The 18,772-nt window shown below is 71.5% G+C and carries 20 protein-coding genes and 4 pseudogenes; 12 read left to right on the plus strand and 12 right to left on the minus strand.

Going from position 1 to position 18,772, the window contains the following annotated elements; all coding sequences use genetic code 11:
• Positions 1–15: 15 nt before the first annotated feature.
• The gene (locus Pflav_RS41635; protein WP_173041967.1) at positions 16–1,134 is read right to left on the minus strand and encodes a PQQ-dependent sugar dehydrogenase; all 1,119 of its coding nucleotides are present in this window, start codon (positions 1,132–1,134) and stop codon (positions 16–18) included.
• Between the two features lie 150 nt (positions 1,135–1,284).
• A complete protein-coding gene (locus Pflav_RS41640; protein WP_173041968.1) occupies positions 1,285–1,845 on the minus strand; it encodes a helix-turn-helix domain-containing protein in 561 nt (186 codons plus the stop codon).
• Positions 1,846–2,066: 221 nt separating this feature from the next.
• Here Pflav_RS41640 and Pflav_RS41645 point away from each other — a divergent pair, with 221 nt between their 5' ends.
• Positions 2,067–2,651: an HhH-GPD-type base excision DNA repair protein gene (locus Pflav_RS41645; RefSeq protein WP_173041969.1), complete on the plus strand. Its 585-nt coding sequence runs from the start codon at positions 2,067–2,069 to the stop codon at positions 2,649–2,651.
• A 12-nt stretch (positions 2,652–2,663) separates the two neighbouring features.
• Here the strand turns inward: Pflav_RS41645 and Pflav_RS41650 are convergent, their stop codons facing one another.
• Both Pflav_RS41650 and Pflav_RS41655 read right to left on the minus strand, forming a co-directional pair.
• Complete coding sequence (locus tag Pflav_RS41650) at positions 2,664–2,975, minus strand: ribbon-helix-helix protein, CopG family (RefSeq protein ID WP_173041970.1); 312 nt, start codon at positions 2,973–2,975, stop codon at positions 2,664–2,666.
• Positions 2,972–3,259: a hypothetical protein gene (locus Pflav_RS41655; RefSeq protein WP_173041971.1), complete on the minus strand. Its 288-nt coding sequence runs from the start codon at positions 3,257–3,259 to the stop codon at positions 2,972–2,974. Before Pflav_RS41655 ends, Pflav_RS41650 begins: the two co-directional genes overlap by 4 nt.
• 77 nt (positions 3,260–3,336) lie before the next feature.
• On the opposite strand from Pflav_RS41655, the gene Pflav_RS41660 reads away from it, so the two are divergent.
• Positions 3,337–3,687 carry a DUF3099 domain-containing protein gene (locus tag Pflav_RS41660; RefSeq protein ID WP_173041972.1) on the plus strand — a complete coding sequence of 117 codons (351 nt, stop codon included), beginning with the start codon at positions 3,337–3,339 and terminating at the stop codon, positions 3,685–3,687.
• On the opposite strand, the gene Pflav_RS41665 is transcribed toward Pflav_RS41660, so the two are convergent.
• Positions 3,684–4,553, minus strand: coding sequence for a carbohydrate kinase family protein (locus Pflav_RS41665; RefSeq protein ID WP_173042937.1), 870 nt, complete (start codon positions 4,551–4,553; stop codon positions 3,684–3,686). The two genes, Pflav_RS41660 and Pflav_RS41665, sit on opposite strands and share 4 nt — an antisense overlap.
• A pseudogene (locus Pflav_RS41670) lies at positions 4,553–5,454 on the minus strand (pseudouridine-5'-phosphate glycosidase). Before Pflav_RS41670 ends, Pflav_RS41665 begins: the two are co-directional and overlap by 1 nt.
• A 71-nt stretch (positions 5,455–5,525) precedes the next feature.
• On the opposite strand from Pflav_RS41670, the gene Pflav_RS41675 reads away from it, so the two are divergent.
• The 3 genes from Pflav_RS41675 (at position 5,526) to Pflav_RS41685 (ending at position 8,203) form a co-directional block, all read left to right on the plus strand.
• Entirely contained in the window at positions 5,526–5,744 is a 219-nt protein-coding gene (locus tag Pflav_RS41675; protein WP_173041973.1) for a DUF3039 domain-containing protein, read from the plus strand.
• A gap of 54 nt (positions 5,745–5,798) precedes the next feature.
• Positions 5,799–6,383, plus strand: coding sequence for a trimeric intracellular cation channel family protein (locus Pflav_RS41680; RefSeq protein WP_232072536.1), 585 nt, complete (start codon positions 5,799–5,801; stop codon positions 6,381–6,383).
• A 101-nt stretch (positions 6,384–6,484) separates the two neighbouring features.
• Positions 6,485–8,203, plus strand: coding sequence for a DEAD/DEAH box helicase (locus Pflav_RS41685; protein ID WP_269474589.1), 1,719 nt, complete (start codon positions 6,485–6,487; stop codon positions 8,201–8,203).
• Positions 8,204–9,170: 967 nt separating this feature from the next.
• On the opposite strand, the gene Pflav_RS41690 is transcribed toward Pflav_RS41685, so the two are convergent.
• Positions 9,171–9,410, minus strand: coding sequence for a DUF7455 domain-containing protein (locus Pflav_RS41690; protein WP_173041975.1), 240 nt, complete (start codon positions 9,408–9,410; stop codon positions 9,171–9,173).
• 246 nt (positions 9,411–9,656) lie between these two features.
• A pseudogene (locus Pflav_RS41695) lies at positions 9,657–11,284 on the minus strand (RNA polymerase sigma factor).
• A 270-nt stretch (positions 11,285–11,554) separates the two neighbouring features.
• Between Pflav_RS41695 and Pflav_RS41700 the strand changes: the two are divergent.
• Positions 11,555–12,351: pseudogene (locus tag Pflav_RS41700) on the plus strand (inositol monophosphatase family protein).
• Between the two features lie 46 nt (positions 12,352–12,397).
• On the opposite strand, the gene Pflav_RS41705 reads toward Pflav_RS41700, so the two are convergent.
• Entirely contained in the window at positions 12,398–12,934 is a 537-nt protein-coding gene (locus tag Pflav_RS41705) for a LytR C-terminal domain-containing protein (RefSeq protein WP_232072538.1), read from the minus strand.
• A gap of 293 nt (positions 12,935–13,227) precedes the next feature.
• On the opposite strand from Pflav_RS41705, the gene Pflav_RS41710 reads away from it, so the two are divergent.
• Both Pflav_RS41710 and Pflav_RS41715 read left to right on the plus strand, forming a co-directional pair.
• On the plus strand, positions 13,228–13,524 hold the full coding sequence (locus Pflav_RS41710; RefSeq protein WP_173041976.1) for a DUF4193 domain-containing protein: 297 nt from the start codon (positions 13,228–13,230) through the stop codon (positions 13,522–13,524).
• A gap of 13 nt (positions 13,525–13,537) precedes the next feature.
• Positions 13,538–14,314 (plus strand): hypothetical protein, encoded by a 777-nt coding sequence (locus Pflav_RS41715; RefSeq protein ID WP_173041977.1) that lies wholly within the window; start codon positions 13,538–13,540, stop codon positions 14,312–14,314.
• Here Pflav_RS41715 and Pflav_RS41720 read toward each other — a convergent pair.
• Positions 14,304–14,771 (minus strand): DUF3093 domain-containing protein, encoded by a 468-nt coding sequence (locus Pflav_RS41720; RefSeq protein ID WP_173041978.1) that lies wholly within the window; start codon positions 14,769–14,771, stop codon positions 14,304–14,306. The two genes, Pflav_RS41715 and Pflav_RS41720, sit on opposite strands and share 11 nt — an antisense overlap.
• 175 nt (positions 14,772–14,946) lie before the next feature.
• Here Pflav_RS41720 and dut point away from each other — a divergent pair, with 175 nt between their 5' ends.
• From dut to Pflav_RS41740, 4 genes and pseudogenes are all read left to right on the plus strand, one after another.
• Entirely contained in the window at positions 14,947–15,417 is a 471-nt protein-coding gene (gene dut / locus Pflav_RS41725) for a dUTP diphosphatase (protein ID WP_173041979.1), read from the plus strand.
• Positions 15,414–16,079 (plus strand): annotated as a pseudogene (locus Pflav_RS41730) (DUF3710 domain-containing protein); the annotation flags it as partial. The gene dut and the pseudogene Pflav_RS41730, both read left to right, overlap by 4 nt.
• 231 nt (positions 16,080–16,310) lie before the next feature.
• Positions 16,311–16,691 (plus strand): OB-fold nucleic acid binding domain-containing protein, encoded by a 381-nt coding sequence (locus Pflav_RS41735; RefSeq protein WP_173042940.1) that lies wholly within the window; start codon positions 16,311–16,313, stop codon positions 16,689–16,691.
• A gap of 2 nt (positions 16,692–16,693) precedes the next feature.
• The gene (locus tag Pflav_RS41740) at positions 16,694–17,344 is read left to right on the plus strand and encodes a DUF3159 domain-containing protein (RefSeq protein ID WP_173041980.1); all 651 of its coding nucleotides are present in this window, start codon (positions 16,694–16,696) and stop codon (positions 17,342–17,344) included.
• On the opposite strand, the gene Pflav_RS41745 is transcribed toward Pflav_RS41740, so the two are convergent.
• Together Pflav_RS41745 and Pflav_RS41750 are read right to left on the minus strand one after the other, a co-directional pair.
• The gene (locus tag Pflav_RS41745) at positions 17,341–18,030 is read right to left on the minus strand and encodes a potassium channel family protein (protein WP_173041981.1); all 690 of its coding nucleotides are present in this window, start codon (positions 18,028–18,030) and stop codon (positions 17,341–17,343) included. The genes Pflav_RS41740 and Pflav_RS41745 overlap by 4 nt on opposite strands.
• 2 nt (positions 18,031–18,032) lie before the next feature.
• Positions 18,033–18,698 carry a potassium channel family protein gene (locus Pflav_RS41750; protein ID WP_173041982.1) on the minus strand — a complete coding sequence of 222 codons (666 nt, stop codon included), beginning with the start codon at positions 18,696–18,698 and terminating at the stop codon, positions 18,033–18,035.
• Between the last annotated feature and the right edge of the window lie 74 nt (positions 18,699–18,772).

Genomic DNA, 18,772 nt, shown 5'->3' on the forward strand with positions numbered 1-18,772 from the left:
GGTCATTCTGTCGGGTCACGCGCGGGCCGGGTGGCGAAGGATGCGATCGTCACCGTCCCGGAGGTCCCCGCGCCCGTCCCGGTTGGAGGTGGCCAGCCACAGGGCGCCGTCGGGGGCGACCTCGACCGTGCGGAGCCGGCCGTAGCGGTCGCGCAGCTCGGCGCGGGGCTCGCCGGCCTGACCTTCGTTCAGCGGTACGGTCCAGAGCCGCTCGCCGCGCAGCGCCGCCACGTACAGCGTGTCGCCGGAGATCGCCGCGCCGGACGGGGAGGCCTCGTCGGTGGACCAGGTGACGATCGGGTTGGTGAACCGCCCACCCCTTGTGTCGCCCTCGCCCTCCACGTCGGGCCAGCCGTAGTTTCTGCCCGGCTCGATGCGGTTGACCTCGTCGAGGCGGTTCTGGCCGAACTCGGTCGCGTACATCCGGCCGGCGCTGTCCCACGCCAGCCCCTGCACATTGCGGTGACCGAGCGTGTACACCGGGGAGCCGGCCCGCGGGTTGCCCGGCGCCGGCTCGCCCTCCGGCGTCAGGCGCAGGATCTTGCCGTTGGGACTGTCCGGGCTCTGGGAGGAGGCGGTGTTGGCGGCGTCGCCGGTGCCGGCGTACAGCATGCCGTCCGGCCCGAACTTGATCCGCCCTCCATTGTGGTTACCCGCCTTGCGGATGCCGTCGAAGATGACCTCCGGCCGGCCGCCGTCCAGCCGGAAACGCACGATGCGGTTGTCGGAGTCGGAGGTGAAGTACGCGTACACCCACCGGTCCTGGGCGTAGTCGGGCGAGACCGCCAGCCCCAGCAGCCCGCCCTCGCCGCCCGGGTCGACGCCCGGCACCTCGTACACCTCGCGCGCCTGGCCGCCGCCCGGCGACACCTGAAGGACGCGGCCCGTGTCGCGCTCCGCGACCAGAGCGTTGCCGTCCGGCAGGAACGCGAGTCCCCACGGCACGTCCAGCCCGCTCGCCACCTGCTGGGGCGCGCCGAGGTCGGGCGGGCCGCCGGGGGTGCTCGTAGCGCCCTCCGAGGTGGTCGGCGTCGGCACGGTGGGCGCCGCCAGGGTCGGGCCGCCGTCGCCGCCGTCGTCCGAGCAGGCGGCCAGCGACGCCACCAGGCCGAGTGCCACCACGGTCTTCCGCACGGTCGTGCCCCTCTCCTCGGCGGTCCCGATCAGACGCTGCCCTGATCGGACGCGGCCTCCGATCAGACGCTGCCCCCGATCGGACCCAGACCCGGGGCTGGGCTCCTCCGCCCGGACATTGCCAGCCCGGGGCGAAAGGCCGAGGAAAGACTACTGCCGGCCGATGGCGTGTCCCTGTGAGCGGAGCCGCCGGGCCCATCCGGCGACGGTGTGCCGGGGCACGCCGAAATGCTCGGCGACCGCGGTGATCGAGCCGGTCTCCCGGTACACGTCCATGACCTGCTCCGGCTCGGGCATCCGCCGGTATGCCCGGGTGCCGGCGTCTTCGACGGCGGCCTTCTTCGTCGCCTTCTTCGCCGCCCTGGTGCTTTTCGCGGCCGCCGCCTTCTTGGCGGCGCTCTTGCGCGATCGGCGCCGCGGCGCCGGCTCGATGTCCTGGACCGGCTCGATCGGCTCGCTCGGCTCACTCGGCTCGGCCACCGGCGGCAGCGCCGTCGGTGCCGTCGGCGCGGCGAGCGCGCGGATCAGCAGATCCAGGTCGACGGGGGGCAGATCCGCCGGGGCGAGCCCGCCACCGGTGGCCGCTTGCACGGTCAGCTCGGTGATCCGGGTCTGCCCCGAGGAAATGTCCACCCGTACGGTGGTGTGTGCCGTGGCGGCGCCGGCCGCGCCGTCATTGTCCGGCGTAATGGTGATGACGTATCTACTCACAGGAACCTCCTGTCCGGTGGGTCCGCCATCCGCGCCCGACCGCCGCGCCCCCGTGCGCAAGCGGCGCCCCGCAACATTCCTCGGTGGGACGACCTGCCACATTTGTCGACGGCGTGAGATTACCCCCGAGATCGGCAATCGTGCGCTCTCTGGTGCTTTCCATAGTGGAGTCGCCACACGGCCGCCCCCGGTCGGATGGCCTATCGGGCAGGATGGGGTGCATGAAGCTCAACCTGCCCATCGACGCCGAAGCCAACGAGCTGCTCCAGCGGAGCCCGCTGGCTCTGTTGGTCGGCATGATTCTGGATCAGCAATTCCCGCTGGAGCGCGCCTTCGCCGCGCCGTACGAGCTGAGCCGCCGCCTCGGGCACGAGCCGACCGCCGAGGAGCTCGCCGACTTCGACCCGGAGGCGCTGACCGCCATTTTCGCCACCCCGCCGGCACTGCACCGCTTCCCGAAGGCGATGGCCGCGCGAGTGCAGGAGGCGTGTCGCATCGTCGTCGACACGTACGACGGCGCGGCGGAGAATATCTGGACCGGCGCCGCCGACGGCAAAGATCTGCTCAAGCGGGTGGGTGCGCTGCCCGGGTTCGGCAAGCAGAAGGCGCAGATCTTCGTGGCGCTGCTCGGGAAGCGGTTCGACGTGCGGCCGGAAGGCTGGCGGGAGGCCGCTGGCGCATACGGGCCGGACGACGCGTACAAATCGGTGGCCGACATCGTCGACGCGGCCGCGCTGGTGAAGGTCCGCGAGTACAAGCAGGCGGCGAAGGCGGCCGCCAAGGCCGCGGCGGCCGAGAAGAAGTAGCCCTTCCGCCGCTCAGGCGGCGCGCGGGTGGGCGAGCGACGCGATCGCCCGGCGCACGTCGGCGAGCGAGACGGTGGCCGACTCGTCGAGGTCGGCCAGCCCGGCCTCGATCCACTGCCGCATCAGCGTGGTCACGCCTATGCCGCGCGCCTCGGCGGCCTCCCGCACCCGCTCATACGTGTCGACGGGCAGCCGCACGGATCGGCTGACCATGGGCACGTCGCTGTCCGGGGTGGGCAACTCCGCCGGTGACCCCTCGTCGATAAGCTCCGCGAGCCGCTCGCCGCCCTCGTGGAACTCCTTGAGCGCGTCGTTCCTATTCATCGTCGCCACCCCTGCTGTGCCTCGTCGTACCGCTTGGACTCGACGTCGGTCAGGTCGCGGCCGGACAGGACATCCCAGTCGTTGTCGCCGCGGTCCGCCTCGATGAGCAGGATCGCGATCCGCCGCCCCCGCCCGGTCGCCGCGTAGACCACCATGACGTCGTCGCCCAAGTGCCGGATGATCCGGCGCGTGCTGTGGAGTGCTTCCCAAACCTCGCCCGGAGTCACCTCATAGAGCCGCAGGTTGGCTAGGCCCTCCTCGGTGAAGCTGAACCTGCTGCCCACGCGGCGAGCGTACCACGTACGTGGTACGTAGGCCGGTCCATGTTCGCGCCGGTCAAGCGGGTGGAAGTATGGGTCGGGTGAAGCGAAAGGCCGCGCGGCCGATCCTGATCACCGACGCCGACCGCAGCCAGGCGGAGCAGTTGCACCACCGCCAGGTGCGGTACGTCCTGATGATGTCCATCCGAGGTGTCTGCCTGTTGGTGGCCGCCATCCTGGTGGGCGTCAAGGCGCCGCTGCTCTGGCTCTGGCTGCCACTCTGTCTGCTCGGTATGGTCCTGATCCCGTGGCTGGCCGTGCTCCTGGCCAACGACCGGCCGCCCAAGGAGCAGTACCGCTTCCGGCACAGGCATACCGAGGCGGAGGAGGAAGCCCCTCAGCGGGAGCTTCCGAACACAACCCCGCCCCGCACGATCGACGCCGACAGCTAGGGCCTGCCGCCGAGCAGGCCGACCGCCTCGGTGCCGAGCGCGACCGCGCGCTCCAGCGACTCTCGCGGCGGCGCGCCGCCGACCCAGGCGGCGAGCAGGCCCGCGGCGAAGGCGTCGCCGGCGCCGGTCGGGTCGACCACCGCCGCGGGGCGGCCCGCTGCCTCGTAGACCCCATCCGGGCCGGCCCAGACCGCGCCCGCCGGGCCGCGCTTGACCACGGCGTGCACCGCGACCGTGGAGAGGGTGCGGGCCTGCGCGACCGGGTCGGTGTCGCCGGCCAGCACGGCTGCCTCGTCGGAGTTCGCGAGGACGAGGTCGACGCCGCGTACCCAATCCTCGAAGGCCGCCCCCGCGCGCCGCAACGGGCCCGCGGACGCGGCGTCGACGCTGGTGGTCAGCCCTTGTTCGCGGGCCGCGGCCAGCGCGCGGAGGCCGGCCTCCCGCGAGGCCGGGTCCAGCAGGGGGTACCCGGACACGTGCACGTGCCGCGCGTGCGGGGCCGTGGCCAGCGCGGCGTCGACGTCGGCGGGGGAGAGCAGCAGGTTGGCGCCGCGATCGTTGACCATCGTGCGCTCGCCGTCGTGGCTGAGCACGATCACCGTGCCGGTCGCGGCGCCGGGGTGGGCGTGCACGGCACAGCGGACGCCCGCGGCCTCCAACTCGGCCACCCGCGCCCGGCCCGGCTCGTCGGCGCCGACCGCGGCGACAAGCGTGACCGGCGTGCCGCGGGCGGCCAGCCAGGCGGCGGTGTTCGCGCCCTGGCCGCCGCCGGCGAAGCGGATCCGCGCGCCCGTGTCGGTACCCGCCACGGGTGGCCCGTCGAGCACCGCCACCACGTCCGTGACCAGGTCGCCCACGACGAGGATCAAGCGGCGGCCACCGCGATGCGCCCGGCGAGCTCGGCGTTGCGGAGGATGATCCGCACGTTGACCGCGAGGCTCTTCCCCTCGGTCGCGGCGTGGAAGTGCGCCAGTAGGAACGGCGTCACCGCCTTGCCCGTGATCCCCTCGCCGCGCAGCCTGGCGAGGCCGTCGGCGAGCGTACGGTCGTGCAGCTCGGGTCGAGCTGCTCGTCGAGCGGGAGCGGGTTGGCGACGACCAGGCCACCGACGTGTACGCCCTGCTCGCGCCGCGCCGCCAGCACCGCCGCCACCTGCTCGGGCGTGTCCACGGACCAGTCCAGGTCGAAGCCGGCGTCGGTGATGTAGAAGCCGGGGAAGCGGCGGGTGCCGTACCCGACCACGGTGACCCCGAGCGTCTCCAGCCGCTCCAGCGTGGCGCCCACGTCGAGGATCGACTTCACCCCGGCGCAGACCACGGTGATGGGGGTACGGGCGAGCGTGATCAGGTCGTTCGACTCGTCGAAGGCCTCGCGATGCACCCCGCCGAGCCCGCCGGTCGCGAAGACTTTGATGCCGGCGGCGACCGCGACCGCGCTGGTGGCGGCGACCGTGGTGGCACCGTCCGCACCGGCGGCCGCGGCGACGGCGAGATCGCGGACCGAGAGCTTGGCCACGCCGTCGGCCGTGGCGAGGCGGGTCAGCCCAGCGTCGTCCAGGCCCACGGTCAGCGTGCCCTCGATCATGCCGATCGTCGCCGGTACCGCGCCTGTCGCGCGCACCGCCTGCTCTATCTCGCGCGCCACCCGAAGGTTGTCCGGGCGGGGCAGGCCGTGTGCGACGATAGTGCTCTCCAGGGCCACGACGGGCTGGCCGGTGCGGAGTGCCTCGGCGACATGGGGGCCGACCCGGATGTGAAGGTCTGTCACGATCACTACCGTATGTGGCGCGTTGGACCGCCCGCCGCGGAGGTGGGAGAGTAGACGGCTGGAGGTGTGACGTGAGCACTGAGGTTCTTGAGCGTCCGGATTTGAAGGACGCCGATACTGGTCCTGAGATGTTTCACTATGTCCGTAAAGAGAAGATCGCTGAGAGTGCGGTCATGGGCACCTTCGTGATCGCGCTGTGCGGCGAGACGTTCCCCGTGACCAAGTCCCCCAAGCCGGGCTCGCCGGTCTGCCCGGACTGCAAGGAGATCTACGAGTCGATGTCCGGATGAGCGTGCCAGCGGTCGATATTGCTGTGACCGGCGGCGTTGCTCTTCGCTGACCTCGTGGGGGTGGCTGTCTTCGCCGCCTCCGGAGCGTCGGCGGGCGTGGCCAAGCGCCTCGACCTGTTCGGCGTGATCTTCGTCGGATTCGTCGCAGCGCTTGGCGGCGGGATCATCCGCGACCTCGTGATCGACGTGGTCCCGCCGCTCGCGTTCGCGGACTGGCGCTACCCCGCGGTGGCCGCCGTCGTGGCCACCGCGACCTTCTGGCTCCACCCGCAGCTGGCCCGGCTCCGCCGCACCGTACTGGTGCTCGACGCGGCCGGGCTCGGCCTATTCACCGTCACGGGCACGCTGAAGGCGCTCGACGCCGACGTGCCCCCGGTGGGTGCCTGCCTGATCGGCATGCTCGTGGGCATCGGCGGCGGGCTCGGCCGCGACCTGCTCACCGGCGAGATCCCGGTGGTCCTGCGGCGCGAGATCTATGCGGTGGCCGCGCTCGCCGGCGCGGTCGCGGTGGTCGGGCTCGAGCGGGCCGAGATGCACCACAACGTGGTACTGCTCGCGCCCGCCGCGCTCATCTTCGGCGTCCGCCTCGTCGCGCTCCTGCGCAGGTGGTCCGCCCCGCTTCCGCCCGGGGCGCCGTGACGCGTGTGACGGCTGCCGGCCACTGAGGCTTCCCCGGGCTATGCTGAACGTCGCCTTCGTGCTCCGGCGCGAAGGCGATTTCGTGTCGATGGGGGTGTCGGGTGCGGCTGGCGTTGGACGACTTTCCACCGCTTCGGGCCTGGCAGCGCAAGGCGATGGTGGAGTACCTGCGTCGCCGTGCCGAGGACTTCATGGCCGTGGCGACGCCCGGTGCCGGCAAGACGACCTTCGCGCTGCGCATCGCGGCCGAGATGCTCGTCGACGGTACGGTCGAGGCGGTCACGGTGGTGGCGCCGACCGAGCACCTGAAGACCCAGTGGGCGACCGCGGCGGGGCGGGTGGGGATCCAGCTGGACGCCTCGTTCCGCAACGCGGACGTCCACTCCTCGACCGACTTCCACGGCGCCGTGGTCACGTACGCGCAGGTGGGCGTCGCGCCTCAGGTGCACCGCCGCCGCACGATGACCCGCCGCACGCTGGTGATCCTCGACGAGATCCACCACGCCGGCGACTCCCGATCGTGGGGCGACGGCGTGCGGGCCGCCTTCGAGCCCGCCGTACGGCGCCTCATGCTGACCGGGACCCCGTTCCGGTCCGACGACAACCCGATCCCCTTCGTGACGTACGAGCGGGGCGGTGACGGCCTCCAGCGGTCCCGCTCCGACTCGGTGTACGGGTACTCCGACGCCCTGCGCGACGGCGTCGTGCGGCCGGTGATCTTCCTGGCGTACTCGGGCGAGACCCGGTGGCGCACCAGCGCCGGCGACGAGCTTGCCGCGCGGCTGGGCGAGCCGATGACGCAGGACCTCGTGGCACAGGCGTGGCGCACCGCCCTCGACCCGGCCGGCGAGTGGATGCCCCAGGTGCTCCGGGCGGCCGACGCGCGGCTCCAGGTGCTCCGGGCCGGCGGCATGGCCGACGCGGGCGGGCTGGTGATCGCGACCGACCAGCAGGCCGCGCGGGCGTACGCGCGGCTGATCGAGCGCGTGACCGGTGAGAAGGCGGTCGTCGTCCTCTCCGACGACCAGGGCGCCTCGGCGCGGATCGCCTCGTTCTCGACGTCGCAGCAGCGGTGGCTGGTGGCGGTGCGGATGGTCTCCGAGGGCGTGGACATCCCGCGGCTGGCCGTCGGCGTGTACGCGACAAGCGCCTCCACGCCCCTCTACTTCGCCCAGGCGATCGGCCGCTTCGTCCGGGCCCGCCGCCCCGGCGAGACCGCGACGGTCTTCCTGCCGAGCGTGCCGCACCTGCTGGGGCTGGCCAGCGAGATGGAGGCCGAGCGGGATCACGTGCTCGGCGAGCCCAAGCACCCCGACGGCCTCGACGACGAGCTGCTGGAGCGCGCCCAGCGCAACGAGAAGGCGAGCGGCGAGCTGGAGAAGCGGTTCGAGGCGCTCTCCGCCACGGCCGAGCTCGACCAGGTCATCTTCGACGGCGCCTCGTTCGGCACCGGCGCCCAGGCGGGTACGCCTGAGGAGGAGGAGTACCTGGGGCTGCCCGGCCTGCTCACGGCTGACCAGGTGGCAACGCTGCTCAACAAGCGCCAGGCCGACCAGATCGCAGCCCAGCGCCGCGCCAGGGCCGCCGCGCCAGCGACAGCCACGGCGCCACCCCAGCCAGCCGGGCCGAGGACAGCGGGGGAGCGCAGGATCGCGCTGCGCCGCCAGCTCAACTCCCTGGTGAACGCCCACCATCACCGCACGGGCCTGCCCCACGGCAAGATCCACGCGGAGCTGCGCCGGCTGTGCGGCGGCCCGCCGAGCGCCCAGGCCACGATCGAGCAGCTCGAGGAACGCATCGCCACGGTCCAGACGCTCTAGGGACGGTCCAATCGCTCAAGGGGCCAAGATATGGGCTACCGCGATGTCCGCGGTGGTCCGGACCGCTGCTCCCGCGGCCTCACCCTGCGCGGTTCACAACCCAAACCCATGCCGGCATAGCCGGGTAAGGCGGCAGACCACTTGGCGCGCGTCGCACAGGGCTGGCGAACCTTGCCCATTTGCTCCCTTTATTACTGTCTGCCGCGATCCCATCACGGCGATCAGGGCGATGGTCGTGAATGGCTGGGCAGTATCGAGAGGGGCGTGGCCTTGATCGGTGGGTGCTCTGGTCGTCCGTGGCGAGAAACGGCCCCTCCAGAGGCAATTTCTCACCACGGACGCGGCGCGGTAGGGCGCTGCCTGGCCGATCATGGGAAGTGTGCGGCAGTCGGCCTTGAGCGGGCGCCGGGCGTCTTTTGCAGGAGGTTCGATCCGCCGACGCGGGGTCTGGGCCTCCGGCCCCACACCCCGAACCCGAAAGCTCTGGTCTCCGCGGACGCGACGCGGGCGGAGGAAATCAGGCATGGAATCGCGGACGGCGCCGACCACGTGGCGGCTCGGCCTGGTCCGTGGCCGGGTGGGCAGTGTTTGGGAACCCACCCGCCGGGCTACCGGGCCCAAGGCGGTCGGGGCGGGCGCATCCATGCGCCCAGCTCCAGAGCCCCACTGGGCCGGCGGGCCCTCTGCCGCCCCGGATGCCAGCGGGCAGGTTTGGGGGTTGTGGAACCGCGCAGGGTGAAGCTGCGGAAAAGCACCCCAAGAAAACGCTCCGCTGCGCTCCCCACGTTTCCCCGGGGACCCCGCGCAGCGGCCTGGGCCGCGGCGGACATCGCGGTAGCCCAGATTGGCTTGAGGCCGTGAAGAGCGGGTTTCGCTTAGAGCGAAATCCGCCTGAGGACACAGAACCGGCCGGAGGCACACCTCCTCCGGCCGGTTTACGTCTGTGTGCGCGGCGGTCGAACCTGGATCAGTTCGGGTTTGCCATCAACTCGGCACCGCGCCAGGTGAACTCGGGGTCCGACACGAACTGCACCGTGATCTTCACGAGATCCTCCGCGTACTTGTTCGCGTGGTGCCCGCAGAACACCAGCTCGCTCCCACCCGCCAGGGTGATGCGCAGCTTGCCAGCCGCATTGCAGCGGTCGCACCGTTCATCGGCGGCTGGCGGGGCCGCCGTTTCGGGCGGCGGCGTGAGGGTCGGGGTCATCGCCTTCCTCCTCTGGTCGTCACCGATGAACACGTTCTTCGGTCGTCGCTCACCTATCGTCCAACACCCACAGGGGGTGCTGCCTTCCCGGAGTGCCCTCTGGGGACCGAGGTCACACCTGGCTACCGACAGTGTGCCGTGCGACAAGGGTGCCACGTCAACGATCACATCTGGGCAACGGCGAGATGACCACGCGGAGATGTACGGGTGGTGTTCAAAGCGACACGCTCTGTTGACGGGCGTCCCTCAATCGAGGTAGTCGCGGAGCACCTGGGACCGGGAGGGGTGTCGCAACTTCGACATCGTCTTCGACTCGATCTGGCGGATGCGCTCGCGTGTCACGCCGTAGACCTGGCCGATCTCGTCGAGCGTGCGCGGCTGGCCGTCGGTGAGGCCGAAGCGCAGCCGGACCACGCCCGCCTCGCGCTCGGAGAGCGTCTGGAGGACCTGCTGGAGCTGATCCTGGAGCAGCGAGAAGCTCACCGCGTCGACCGCCACCACGGCCTCGGAGTCCTCGATGAAGTCGCCGAGCTGGCTGTCGCCCTCGTCGCCGATGGTCTGGTCGAGCGAGATGGGCTCCCGGGCGTACTGCTGGATCTCCAGCACCTTTTCAGGTGTGATGTCCATCTCTTTGGCCAGCTCCTCCGGGGTGGGCTCGCGGCCCAGGTCCTGGAGCAGCTCGCGCTGGATGCGACCGAGCTTGTTGATCACCTCGACCATGTGCACCGGGATGCGGATGGTGCGGGCCTGGTCGGCCATGGCGCGGGTGATCGCCTGGCGGATCCACCAGGTGGCGTACGTGGAGAACTTGTAGCCCTTGGTGTAGTCGAACTTTTCGACCGCGCGGATGAGGCCGAGGTTGCCTTCCTGGATGAGGTCGAGGAAGGCCATGCCGCGTCCGGTGTACCGCTTGGCCAGCGAGACCACGAGCCGCAGGTTGGCCTCGAGCAGGTGGTTCTTCGCCCGCTCGCCGTCGCGCCCGATCCAGCTCAGGTCGCGGTACATCTGGGTGGGGAGCTTCTCCTCGCCCTCCTCGGCGGCGCGCAGGCGCTCCGCCGCGTACAGCCCGGCCTCGATGCGCTTGGCGAGCTCGACCTCCTGCTCCGCATTCAGCAGGGGACCTTGCCGATCTGCTTGAGGTAGGCGCGGACCGAGTCGGCGGAGGCGGTGAGCTCGGCGTCGCGGCGCGCCTGCTTGAGCGCCTCGGACTCCTCGTCGTCCCACTCGAAGTCGTTGCTGTCGGCGGTCGCGTCGGCCTGCGCCGCCTCGGCGAGCTCGGCCGGCTCCTCGACCACGACGTCTTCGATCTCGGCGGCCAGAGTCTCGGGATCGATGTCTTCGACCTCGCCCTCGGGCGGCGTGCCGTCGGCCGGCGCCTCGCCGCCGGGCGCGGCCTTGACGGCGCCCTTGGCCGGGCCGGTCTTGGGCGCGGCGTCCCCCGGGGCGATCTTGGGTGCCGCCTTGGCGGCCTTAGCGGCCTTGGCGGGGCGAGTGGCGGCTGCGTCGTCAGCCGCGGGCGCGGCCTTCTTGAGCGGGGTCACGGTGGCCTCCTCGGCGGGTGCCGGCTTGGGCACCGGCGCCTTCTTGGCAGCCGTCTTCGTCGCCTTGGCGGTGGTCGCCTTGGACGCGGGGGTCGCGGACCGCGCGGCGGAAACGCGGCGTCGGGTACTTACCGAGCCGTCCCACACAACGGTTACGCCCCGCTCGGCGAGGGCCCGCAAGATCTTCTTCGCCTCGGCCGGGGTCACCGCGGCGGCCTCCACGGTCTGCGTGACCTCAGCCGAGGTCAGCTGACCGCCGGCACTCTCGGCGTGGGCGATCAGAGAGTCGGTGATCGAGCGAACGTCGGCGCCGGTGTGGCGAGGCTCTGTCACGAATGACCTTCCGGAGGCGATGAACGAACGCGGCCGACCGGTCAGCACAGCACGAGGTGGCGAACTGGCCGGTTTGTGGGAGCCCCCGTCTCGCGGGCCGTCCGGGCGGTGGCGGTCTGCGTCGCGGTGGGCAGCGTGAATTGTAACGCTGTCTGCGGCGATCATCCCGCGGCGCACGCCAGGGGAGCGGCTCCGGGGGCCGCCGCAGAGGGTCTTTTCGAAGCTCTGACAGGATGATACGGGCCGAACGCGTTTTTGGAGGGGTACCCGATGCCGGACGCGGCGGAGTTGCTCGCGATCGCCGTGGAGATCGTCAGGGAGGCGGGCGATACCGCCCGCCGGATGCGCGTCGAGGGGTCTCCGGCGTCACCACCAAGAGCACCGACACCGATGTCGTGACCGCCGCGGACCGCGCCGTCGAGCGCCAGGTGGTCGACGCGCTGCGGGTACGGCGGCCGCGCGACTCGGTGCTCGGCGAGGAGTACGGCGCGAGCGGCGCCCACGGTGACGTGCGGTGGATCCTCGACCCGATCGACGGCACCGTGAACTACCTGTACGACCTCCCGCAGTACGCCGTCTCGCTCGCCGCCGAGGTGGACGGGCGGGTGGTGGCCGGCGTGGTGCACAACCCGGCGACCGGGGCGGAGTGGACGGCCACGCTGGGCGGCGGCGCGTTCCGCGACGGCGAGCGGCTCCAGGGCTCGCCGCAGACCGAGCTCGGCCAGGCGCTCGTCGGTACCGGCTTCGGGTACGACCCGGCCCGGCGGGTGCACCAGGCGGGCGTGCTGCACGGGCTGCTCGGCCAGGTGCGGGACATCCGGCGCTTCGGCTCGGCCGCGCTCGACCTGTGCGCGGCCGCGGGCGGGCAGCTAGACGCGTACTACGAAAAAGGGCTGAACCCCTGGGACCACGCCGCCGGCGGCCTTGTCGCCATGGAAGCGGGCCTGGTGGTCGCCGGCCTCGACGGGGCACCACCCGGGCTGGACATGGTGGTCGCCGCCCCGCCCGCCCTCTTCAAGCCGCTGCACGACCGCCTGGTCGAGCTGGACGCGGCGGGCGGCCCCTGAGTCACCCCACGCCGCCCGCGTCGCCTCTCAAGGCCTGAGCCGCCGCTCAGGCCTCCGTCTTGCCCGCGCAGGTACCGGGCGGCACCTGCGGGCTGCCCAGGTCGACGAGCGACTGGTTGACCTCGGTGGGGGTGGCCAGCTGCTGGAACTGGTCGCCGAGCACCACGTCGACGAGGTCGTCCTGGCGCTTCGGGTCGTACTGCGTGGCCGCCTTACCCAGGAAGAACGCCTGGATCACCTGCGACGACCCGATGCCCTTCGGCCCGTACCGCAGGAGGGCCACGCCGTCGACGGCCTTCTTCTGCGGGTCGTTCCCCTTCTTCTTCACCTGGAACTCGCGGCCGGCGAAGTCATCCGCCACCGCCTCGGCAAGGCCCTGCGTGTCTGTCGCGTTGTAGACGTTGATCTTGATGTCCTTCGCTTCGCGAAGCACCATGTCGCCTTGCGGCCAACCCTCTGGGCAACTGGCCGACACAGCCTCGCCACCCTGTGAGTCGCGTATCAGCGCGACCCCGACAAAGACCAGCGCGAACACGACCAGTACGCCGACGACGACGAGTGCTCGCACTCGGGCAAAGGTCATGCGGGTGAGGTTAGCGCCTGGTCGCTTGTCACGCGGAAGGAGGCACGCAAAGCCGCGAATCAGGTCGAGTCGCCGGTGTGTTGACAGTACGGCCGACGCGGGTACCCCTATCTTCGTGTCGCCTGAGTCACATTGGGAACAACTTCGCGCGCGGGGGCGTACATGCATCCCACAGGGGCGGTATACATGCCTCGCTCGCGAGGCGGTAAGGTACGCCGCCCACAGTTGGGCACAGAAACGTCGTCGTCCGGGTTACATCCGGAAGCGACACACGAACGGGAGAGTGACAACCGATGGCCACCGACTACGACGCACCGCGTCGCGACGAGGTCGACCTCGGCGAGGACAGCCTGGAGGAGCTCAAGGCACGGCGGACCGACTCACAGTCGGGCGCTGTGGACGTGGACGAAACCGAGGTAGCCGAGAGTTTCGAACTGCCTGGAGCCGACCTCGCCGACGAAGAGCTGACCGTCAAGGTGCTGCCGATGCAGCAGGACGAGTTCCGCTGTGCACGCTGCTTCCTGGTACATCACCGGAGCCAGCTGGCGTACGAGCGGAACGGCGAGCTGATCTGCACCGAGTGCGCCTGACCTGGACAGTGCCGTGACTGACGAAGTCCCGGAGTCCGGAGTGGACCCAGAGCTGAGCAAGGCGATCGCCGAGCTCAGCGAGGAGGGCGTACCCGAGGCCGAGCGAAAGCGGCTCCTGCGCCGCATCGCCGCCCGGGTACCCATCCGCCGGATCGGCGCGATGTTCCGGCCCAGGGTCGCCGTCCGCTGGATGACCGACACAGTGGCCGACGTGGCGCCGTACATCCCGGTCCGCGACCTGGAGACGCTCCGGCGCCACCACGACGGCCTGGACGGTGATGCGCTCGCCGAGCGGCTCGTCCGTAACGCCAGCAGGGTGACGGCTGGCGTCGGGGCGGCCGGCGGCGGCATCGCCGCCGTCGAGTGGGCGGCGACGCCCACCCTGCTGACCGCGCCGGTGCTCCTCACGGTCGAGACAGTCGCCGTGGTGTCTGTCGAGATCAAGCTGATCGGCGAGCTGCACGAGGTTTACGGGCAGCCGATCCCGGGCACTGGGCCACAGCGCGCGATACACCTGATCCACGCTTGGTCACAGCAGCGGGGGTTCAACCCGCTGACGCCGGGCGTCGGCATCGGCGCCGTGCTCGGCACCGCGGCCCGCAAGGAGTTGCGCGACCGCCTGCTGCGCCGTCTCGGGCGCAACCTCACCACGCTCGGTCCACTGTTGACCGGCGCGGCCGTGGCCGGCTACCTCAACCGGCGGGCGACACACGCCCTCGGTGAACGTATCCGCGACGACCTGCGGCGGCGTGGGCGCGACGCGATCGAGGGCCAGGTCGTCAGCGAGTAGCCGCGCGGGTGGCGTCGCGGGCCGCCAGCAGCGCGGCGGCCAGCTTCGCGGGGTGGCGGGAGCTGACCACCCAGTACGGCGTGGGGTCCTCCGGGTCGTCGAGCACGACCTGCACGGCACCGCCGACCCACGGCCGCTGCACCACGAAGGCGAGCGGGTCGGCGCCAACGCCGAGCACCTCGCGGCGGCCGGAGGCGTCGAGCGGCACCACGTCGGTGACAAAGCGCACCGGCAGGTGGGCGTCGTCGACGTACAGCTCGCCGCCGGCCACCCGGACCCGGATGCGACCCACCCACCACAGGCCGGCGACCGCCAGCGGCAGCAGCACGGCGAAGGGCAGCCAGGCGCGGACCCCGGTGGAGCCCATCCAGATCTCGGTCGCGAGGAGGGCGGCGGCACCAAGACCAGGCAGCCACAGCCACCACGGAACGATCAGGCGTTCGGCATACTCCTCCACGGAGGTGAGGGTACGTCCCGGCGCCCCCACCCTGACACGCGAGGCGCCAGCGAGTGAGCATCGCAGGGCCGGCCACGGCCCGAGGAGCGGAGCGAGCGCGAAGCCGAGCAATGAGATACGGCAGGATGGAGGGTGCGGCAACCCTCCGCAAGCCCTGTGAACGAAAGAGACAGACGTGACCGACGCTGTGCCCGTACCGGTGCGCCGGCTCGACCCGGACCTGCCGCTGCCGGAGTACGCCCATCCGGGGGACGCGGGTGCCGACCTCGTGGCGGCCGAAGACGTGGAGATCGCGCCGGGCGAGCGTGCCCTGGTGGGGACCGGCGTGGCGATCGCGCTGCCGGAGGGGTTCGTGGGGCTTGTGCACCCGCGTTCCGGCCTCGCCGCGCGGCTGGGCGTGACGGTGCTGAACGCGCCCGGCACGGTCGACGCCGGCTACCGGGGCGAGATCAAGGTCAACCTGGTCAACCACGACCGGGCCACGACTGCCAAGATCTCCCGGGGTGACCGGATCGCACAGCTCGTGGTGCAGCGGGTCGAGCGGGCCGCGTTCCAGCTCGTCGACGTGCTGCCCGACTCCAGCCGCGGGGCGGGCGGGCACGGTTCGACCGGTGGGCACGCGGGCCTGGTTGGGGAGGTGCGTTGATGTTCTCGCGACGGCGAGAGGGCGGACGGCACGCGCGGGACAACAACCAGCGCCGGGGCCGCCCGGAGGAGAACGAGCAGCCGGCCGAGACCGAGCCGGAGGTGCCGAGCGTCGGACCGTACGACGCGTCCGAGGCCCCGGAGGGCGTGCAGCGGCTCGACCTGGGCAGCCTCCAGATCCCCGCGATCGACGGCGTCGAGGTGCGGGTGCAGGCCAACCCTGACGGGGTGGTGCAGCAGGTCGTGCTCGTGCACGGGGAAAACGCCCTCCAGCTGGGCGTCTTCGCCGCGCCGCGGAGCGAGGGCATCTGGGACGAGGTACGCGCCGAGATCCGCAAGTCGCTCTTCGACGACGGCGTGGCCGCGGAGGAGACCGACGGTGAGTACGGGATCGAGCTGCGCGCCCGTGTGCGTACCCCGGAGGGCATGACCGACCTGCGCTTCGTCGGCGTCGACGGCCCGCGGTGGATGGTCCGCGGCGTGTACCAGGGGCATGCGGCGGTCGACCCGTCCGGCGCCGGCCCGCTGCTGGACTGCATGCACGGTCTGGTGGTCGACCGCGGCCAGGAGGCCAAGCCGGTGCGCGAGCCGCTCCCGCTGCGCCTGCCGAAGGAGCTTGCCGCGCAGGCCCAGCAGGGCCAGGCACAGGAAGCCGCGCCGGAGGTCGAGGTCGACGACACGCCGCCGCCGGTCAACGGCGCCGGCCCGAGCCAGCCGCCCGGTCGCAGGCCGTCCCCCGCCCACGCCGCACCTAAACCTCAGGGTCGACCGACGTCGATCGACGTGTTGCCCGCGGACGCGTACGCTGGCAGGGGCCGGCGGGCGCCGGTTCAGGGTGTGTCATCCACAAGATCCACCGGACACACCCCCATCGAGGAGGCTGACCCCAAGGTCATGGCGACCGACCACACCACATCTTCGGTACGCCGGTTCTTCCAGCGCCTCACCGCGAGCGAGGCGGAGCTCGACGCGGAGGAGCTCCAGCGGGAGAGCGCGGAGTCCGGTTCCACCCTCGCGGGCATGTGTCGCCGCGGTCAGCTCGTCTCGGTGTGCGGCCGGTTGCGCACCGTGGTCTACACTCCACGGACCAACCTCCCGACGCTGGAGGCTGACCTGTACGACGGCAGTGACGTGGTCACGCTGGTGTGGCTCGGCCGCCGGCACATCGCCGGCATCGAGCCCGGCCGGCAGTTGACGGCGCGCGGTCGCGTCGCGGTACGTGACGACCGTAAAGTCATCTACAACCCGTACTACGAGCTGGAAGCGCCTCGATAGACATGACGACGCAGCCGGAGGACGACGAAGAACGCCTGCCCAGCTTCGCCGAGCAGATGGCCGACCAGCTGGGCGGCTGGCGGGGTCTGGTCGAGTCGAGCGTGCCGGTCGTGGTGTTCGTCTTCGTCAACATCATCGCGGACCTCAACCCGGCCCTCATCGCCTCGGTCGGCGTGGCGCTGGCCATCGCCGCCCTCCGCCTGATCCAGCGCCGCCCCATCCGCCACGCGCTCAACGGGCTGTTCGGCGTGGGCGTCGGCGCGTTCATCGCGTGGCGTACGGGTGACGAAAAGGACTTCTACCTGCCCGGCATCCTGTACGGGATCGGCTACGGCCTGGCCCTGCTCCTCTCGGTGGCCGTCCGGCAGCCGCTGGTGGGCTGGATCTGGTCCGTGATCGTCGCCGGTGGCAAGTCCGAGTGGCGCACCGACCCGAAGCTGATCCGCCTGTTCAGCCGCCTCACCGTGCTCTGGGGCGTGGTGTGGCTGGCCAAGGTGGGCGTGCAGGCCGCGCTGTACCTCGCCGACCAGGACACCGCGCTGGGCATCGCCCGGCTCGTGCTCGGCTACCCGCCGTACCTGCTGCTGCTCGCCTTCACGGTCTGGGCCGTACGCCGTGTGACCAAGTCGGTGCCCGAGGCGGCGACAGCCTAGTTGCCCCCGCGGGTGCGTTCGACGCTGTCGGCGCCCAGGATCACCGCGCGGACCGTGTCCTCGACCTCGGCGGTGCACACGAAGATCAGCTCGTCGCCGGCCTCGATCGGGTCGTCCGGGGTGGGTACGAGCACCCGCTTGCCGCGCAGGATGGCGACGAGCGCCGCGTCCCGGGGCAGCGGCACGGCGTGCACGGGATGGCCGACGTAGGGCGCGGTGGGCGGCAGCGTGATCTCGACCAGGTTGGCCTCACCCTGCCGGAACGTCATCAGCCGCACCAGGTCGCCCACCGTGACCGCCTCCTCGACCAGCGCGGCCATCACGCGCGGCTTGCTAACCGCCACGTCGACGCCCCACTGCTCGGTGAAGAGCCACTCGTTCTCCGCGCGGTTGACCCGGGCGACCACCCGCGGTACCGCGAACTCGGTCTTGGCCAGCAGCGACACCACCAGGTTGACCTTGTCGTCGCCGGTGGCGGCCACGACCACGTCACAGCTGGAGAGCGCGGCCTCTTCGAGGCTGGCCAGCTCGCAGGCGTCGGCCAGCACCCACTCGGCGGCCGGCACCCGCTCGGGGCGGAGCATCTTCGGCTGGCGCTCGATCAGCATCACCTGGTGGCCGTTTTCGATCAGCTCCTGAGCGATCGAGCGGCCCACGTTGCCCGCTCCGGCGATCGCGACCCGCATCGCTACCGGCTCCCTTCCGGCGCGGTGCTGGCGACCAGGCTCACGCGCTCCGCGATGTCGTCGGTGACCAGCATGTACACCTGGTCGCCCTCCTGAAGGATGGTCGAGTGGCTGGCCAGCGTGCCGATGCCGAAGCGGGTCAGGTACGCGACCCGGGTGCCGGTGACCGACTCCAGCTGCTTGACCGGGTGGCCGTACCAGTCCTTGTGCAGCGGCACCTCGATGATCGAGACGGTACTGGTGGGGTCGCGGAAGATCTCCACCGTGCCCTCGGGCACGAGCTGGCGCAGGATGCGGTCGGCGGTCCACCGCACGGTGGCCACGGTCGGGATGCCGAGCCGCTCGTACACCTCGGCGCGCCTCTGGTCGTAGATGCGCGCCACGACGCGGGAGACGCCGAACGTCTCGCGGGCCAACCGGGCCGAGATGATGTTGGAGTTGTCGCCGCTGGAGACCGCGGCGAACGCGTCGGCCCGCTCGATCCCGGCCTCCCGCAGCACGTCGCCGTCGAAGCCGATGCCGGTGACCGTGATGCCGCCGAAGTCGGGGCCCAGCCGCCGGAACGCGTCGGAGTTCTGGTCGATCACCGCGACCGAGTGGTCGCGCGCCTCCAGGGTGTGCGCGAGGGTCGAGCCGACCCGCCCGCAACCCATGATCACCACGTGCACTCCGTGACTCTCCTCTCGTTTCCGCGAGAAGCCTCCCACGTGATCGCCTCAGACGGGTGATCGGCCACCCCGCC

Source organism: Phytohabitans flavus, assembly GCF_011764545.1.
In the GTDB taxonomy this organism is placed as follows: domain Bacteria; phylum Actinomycetota; class Actinomycetes; order Mycobacteriales; family Micromonosporaceae; genus Phytohabitans; species Phytohabitans flavus.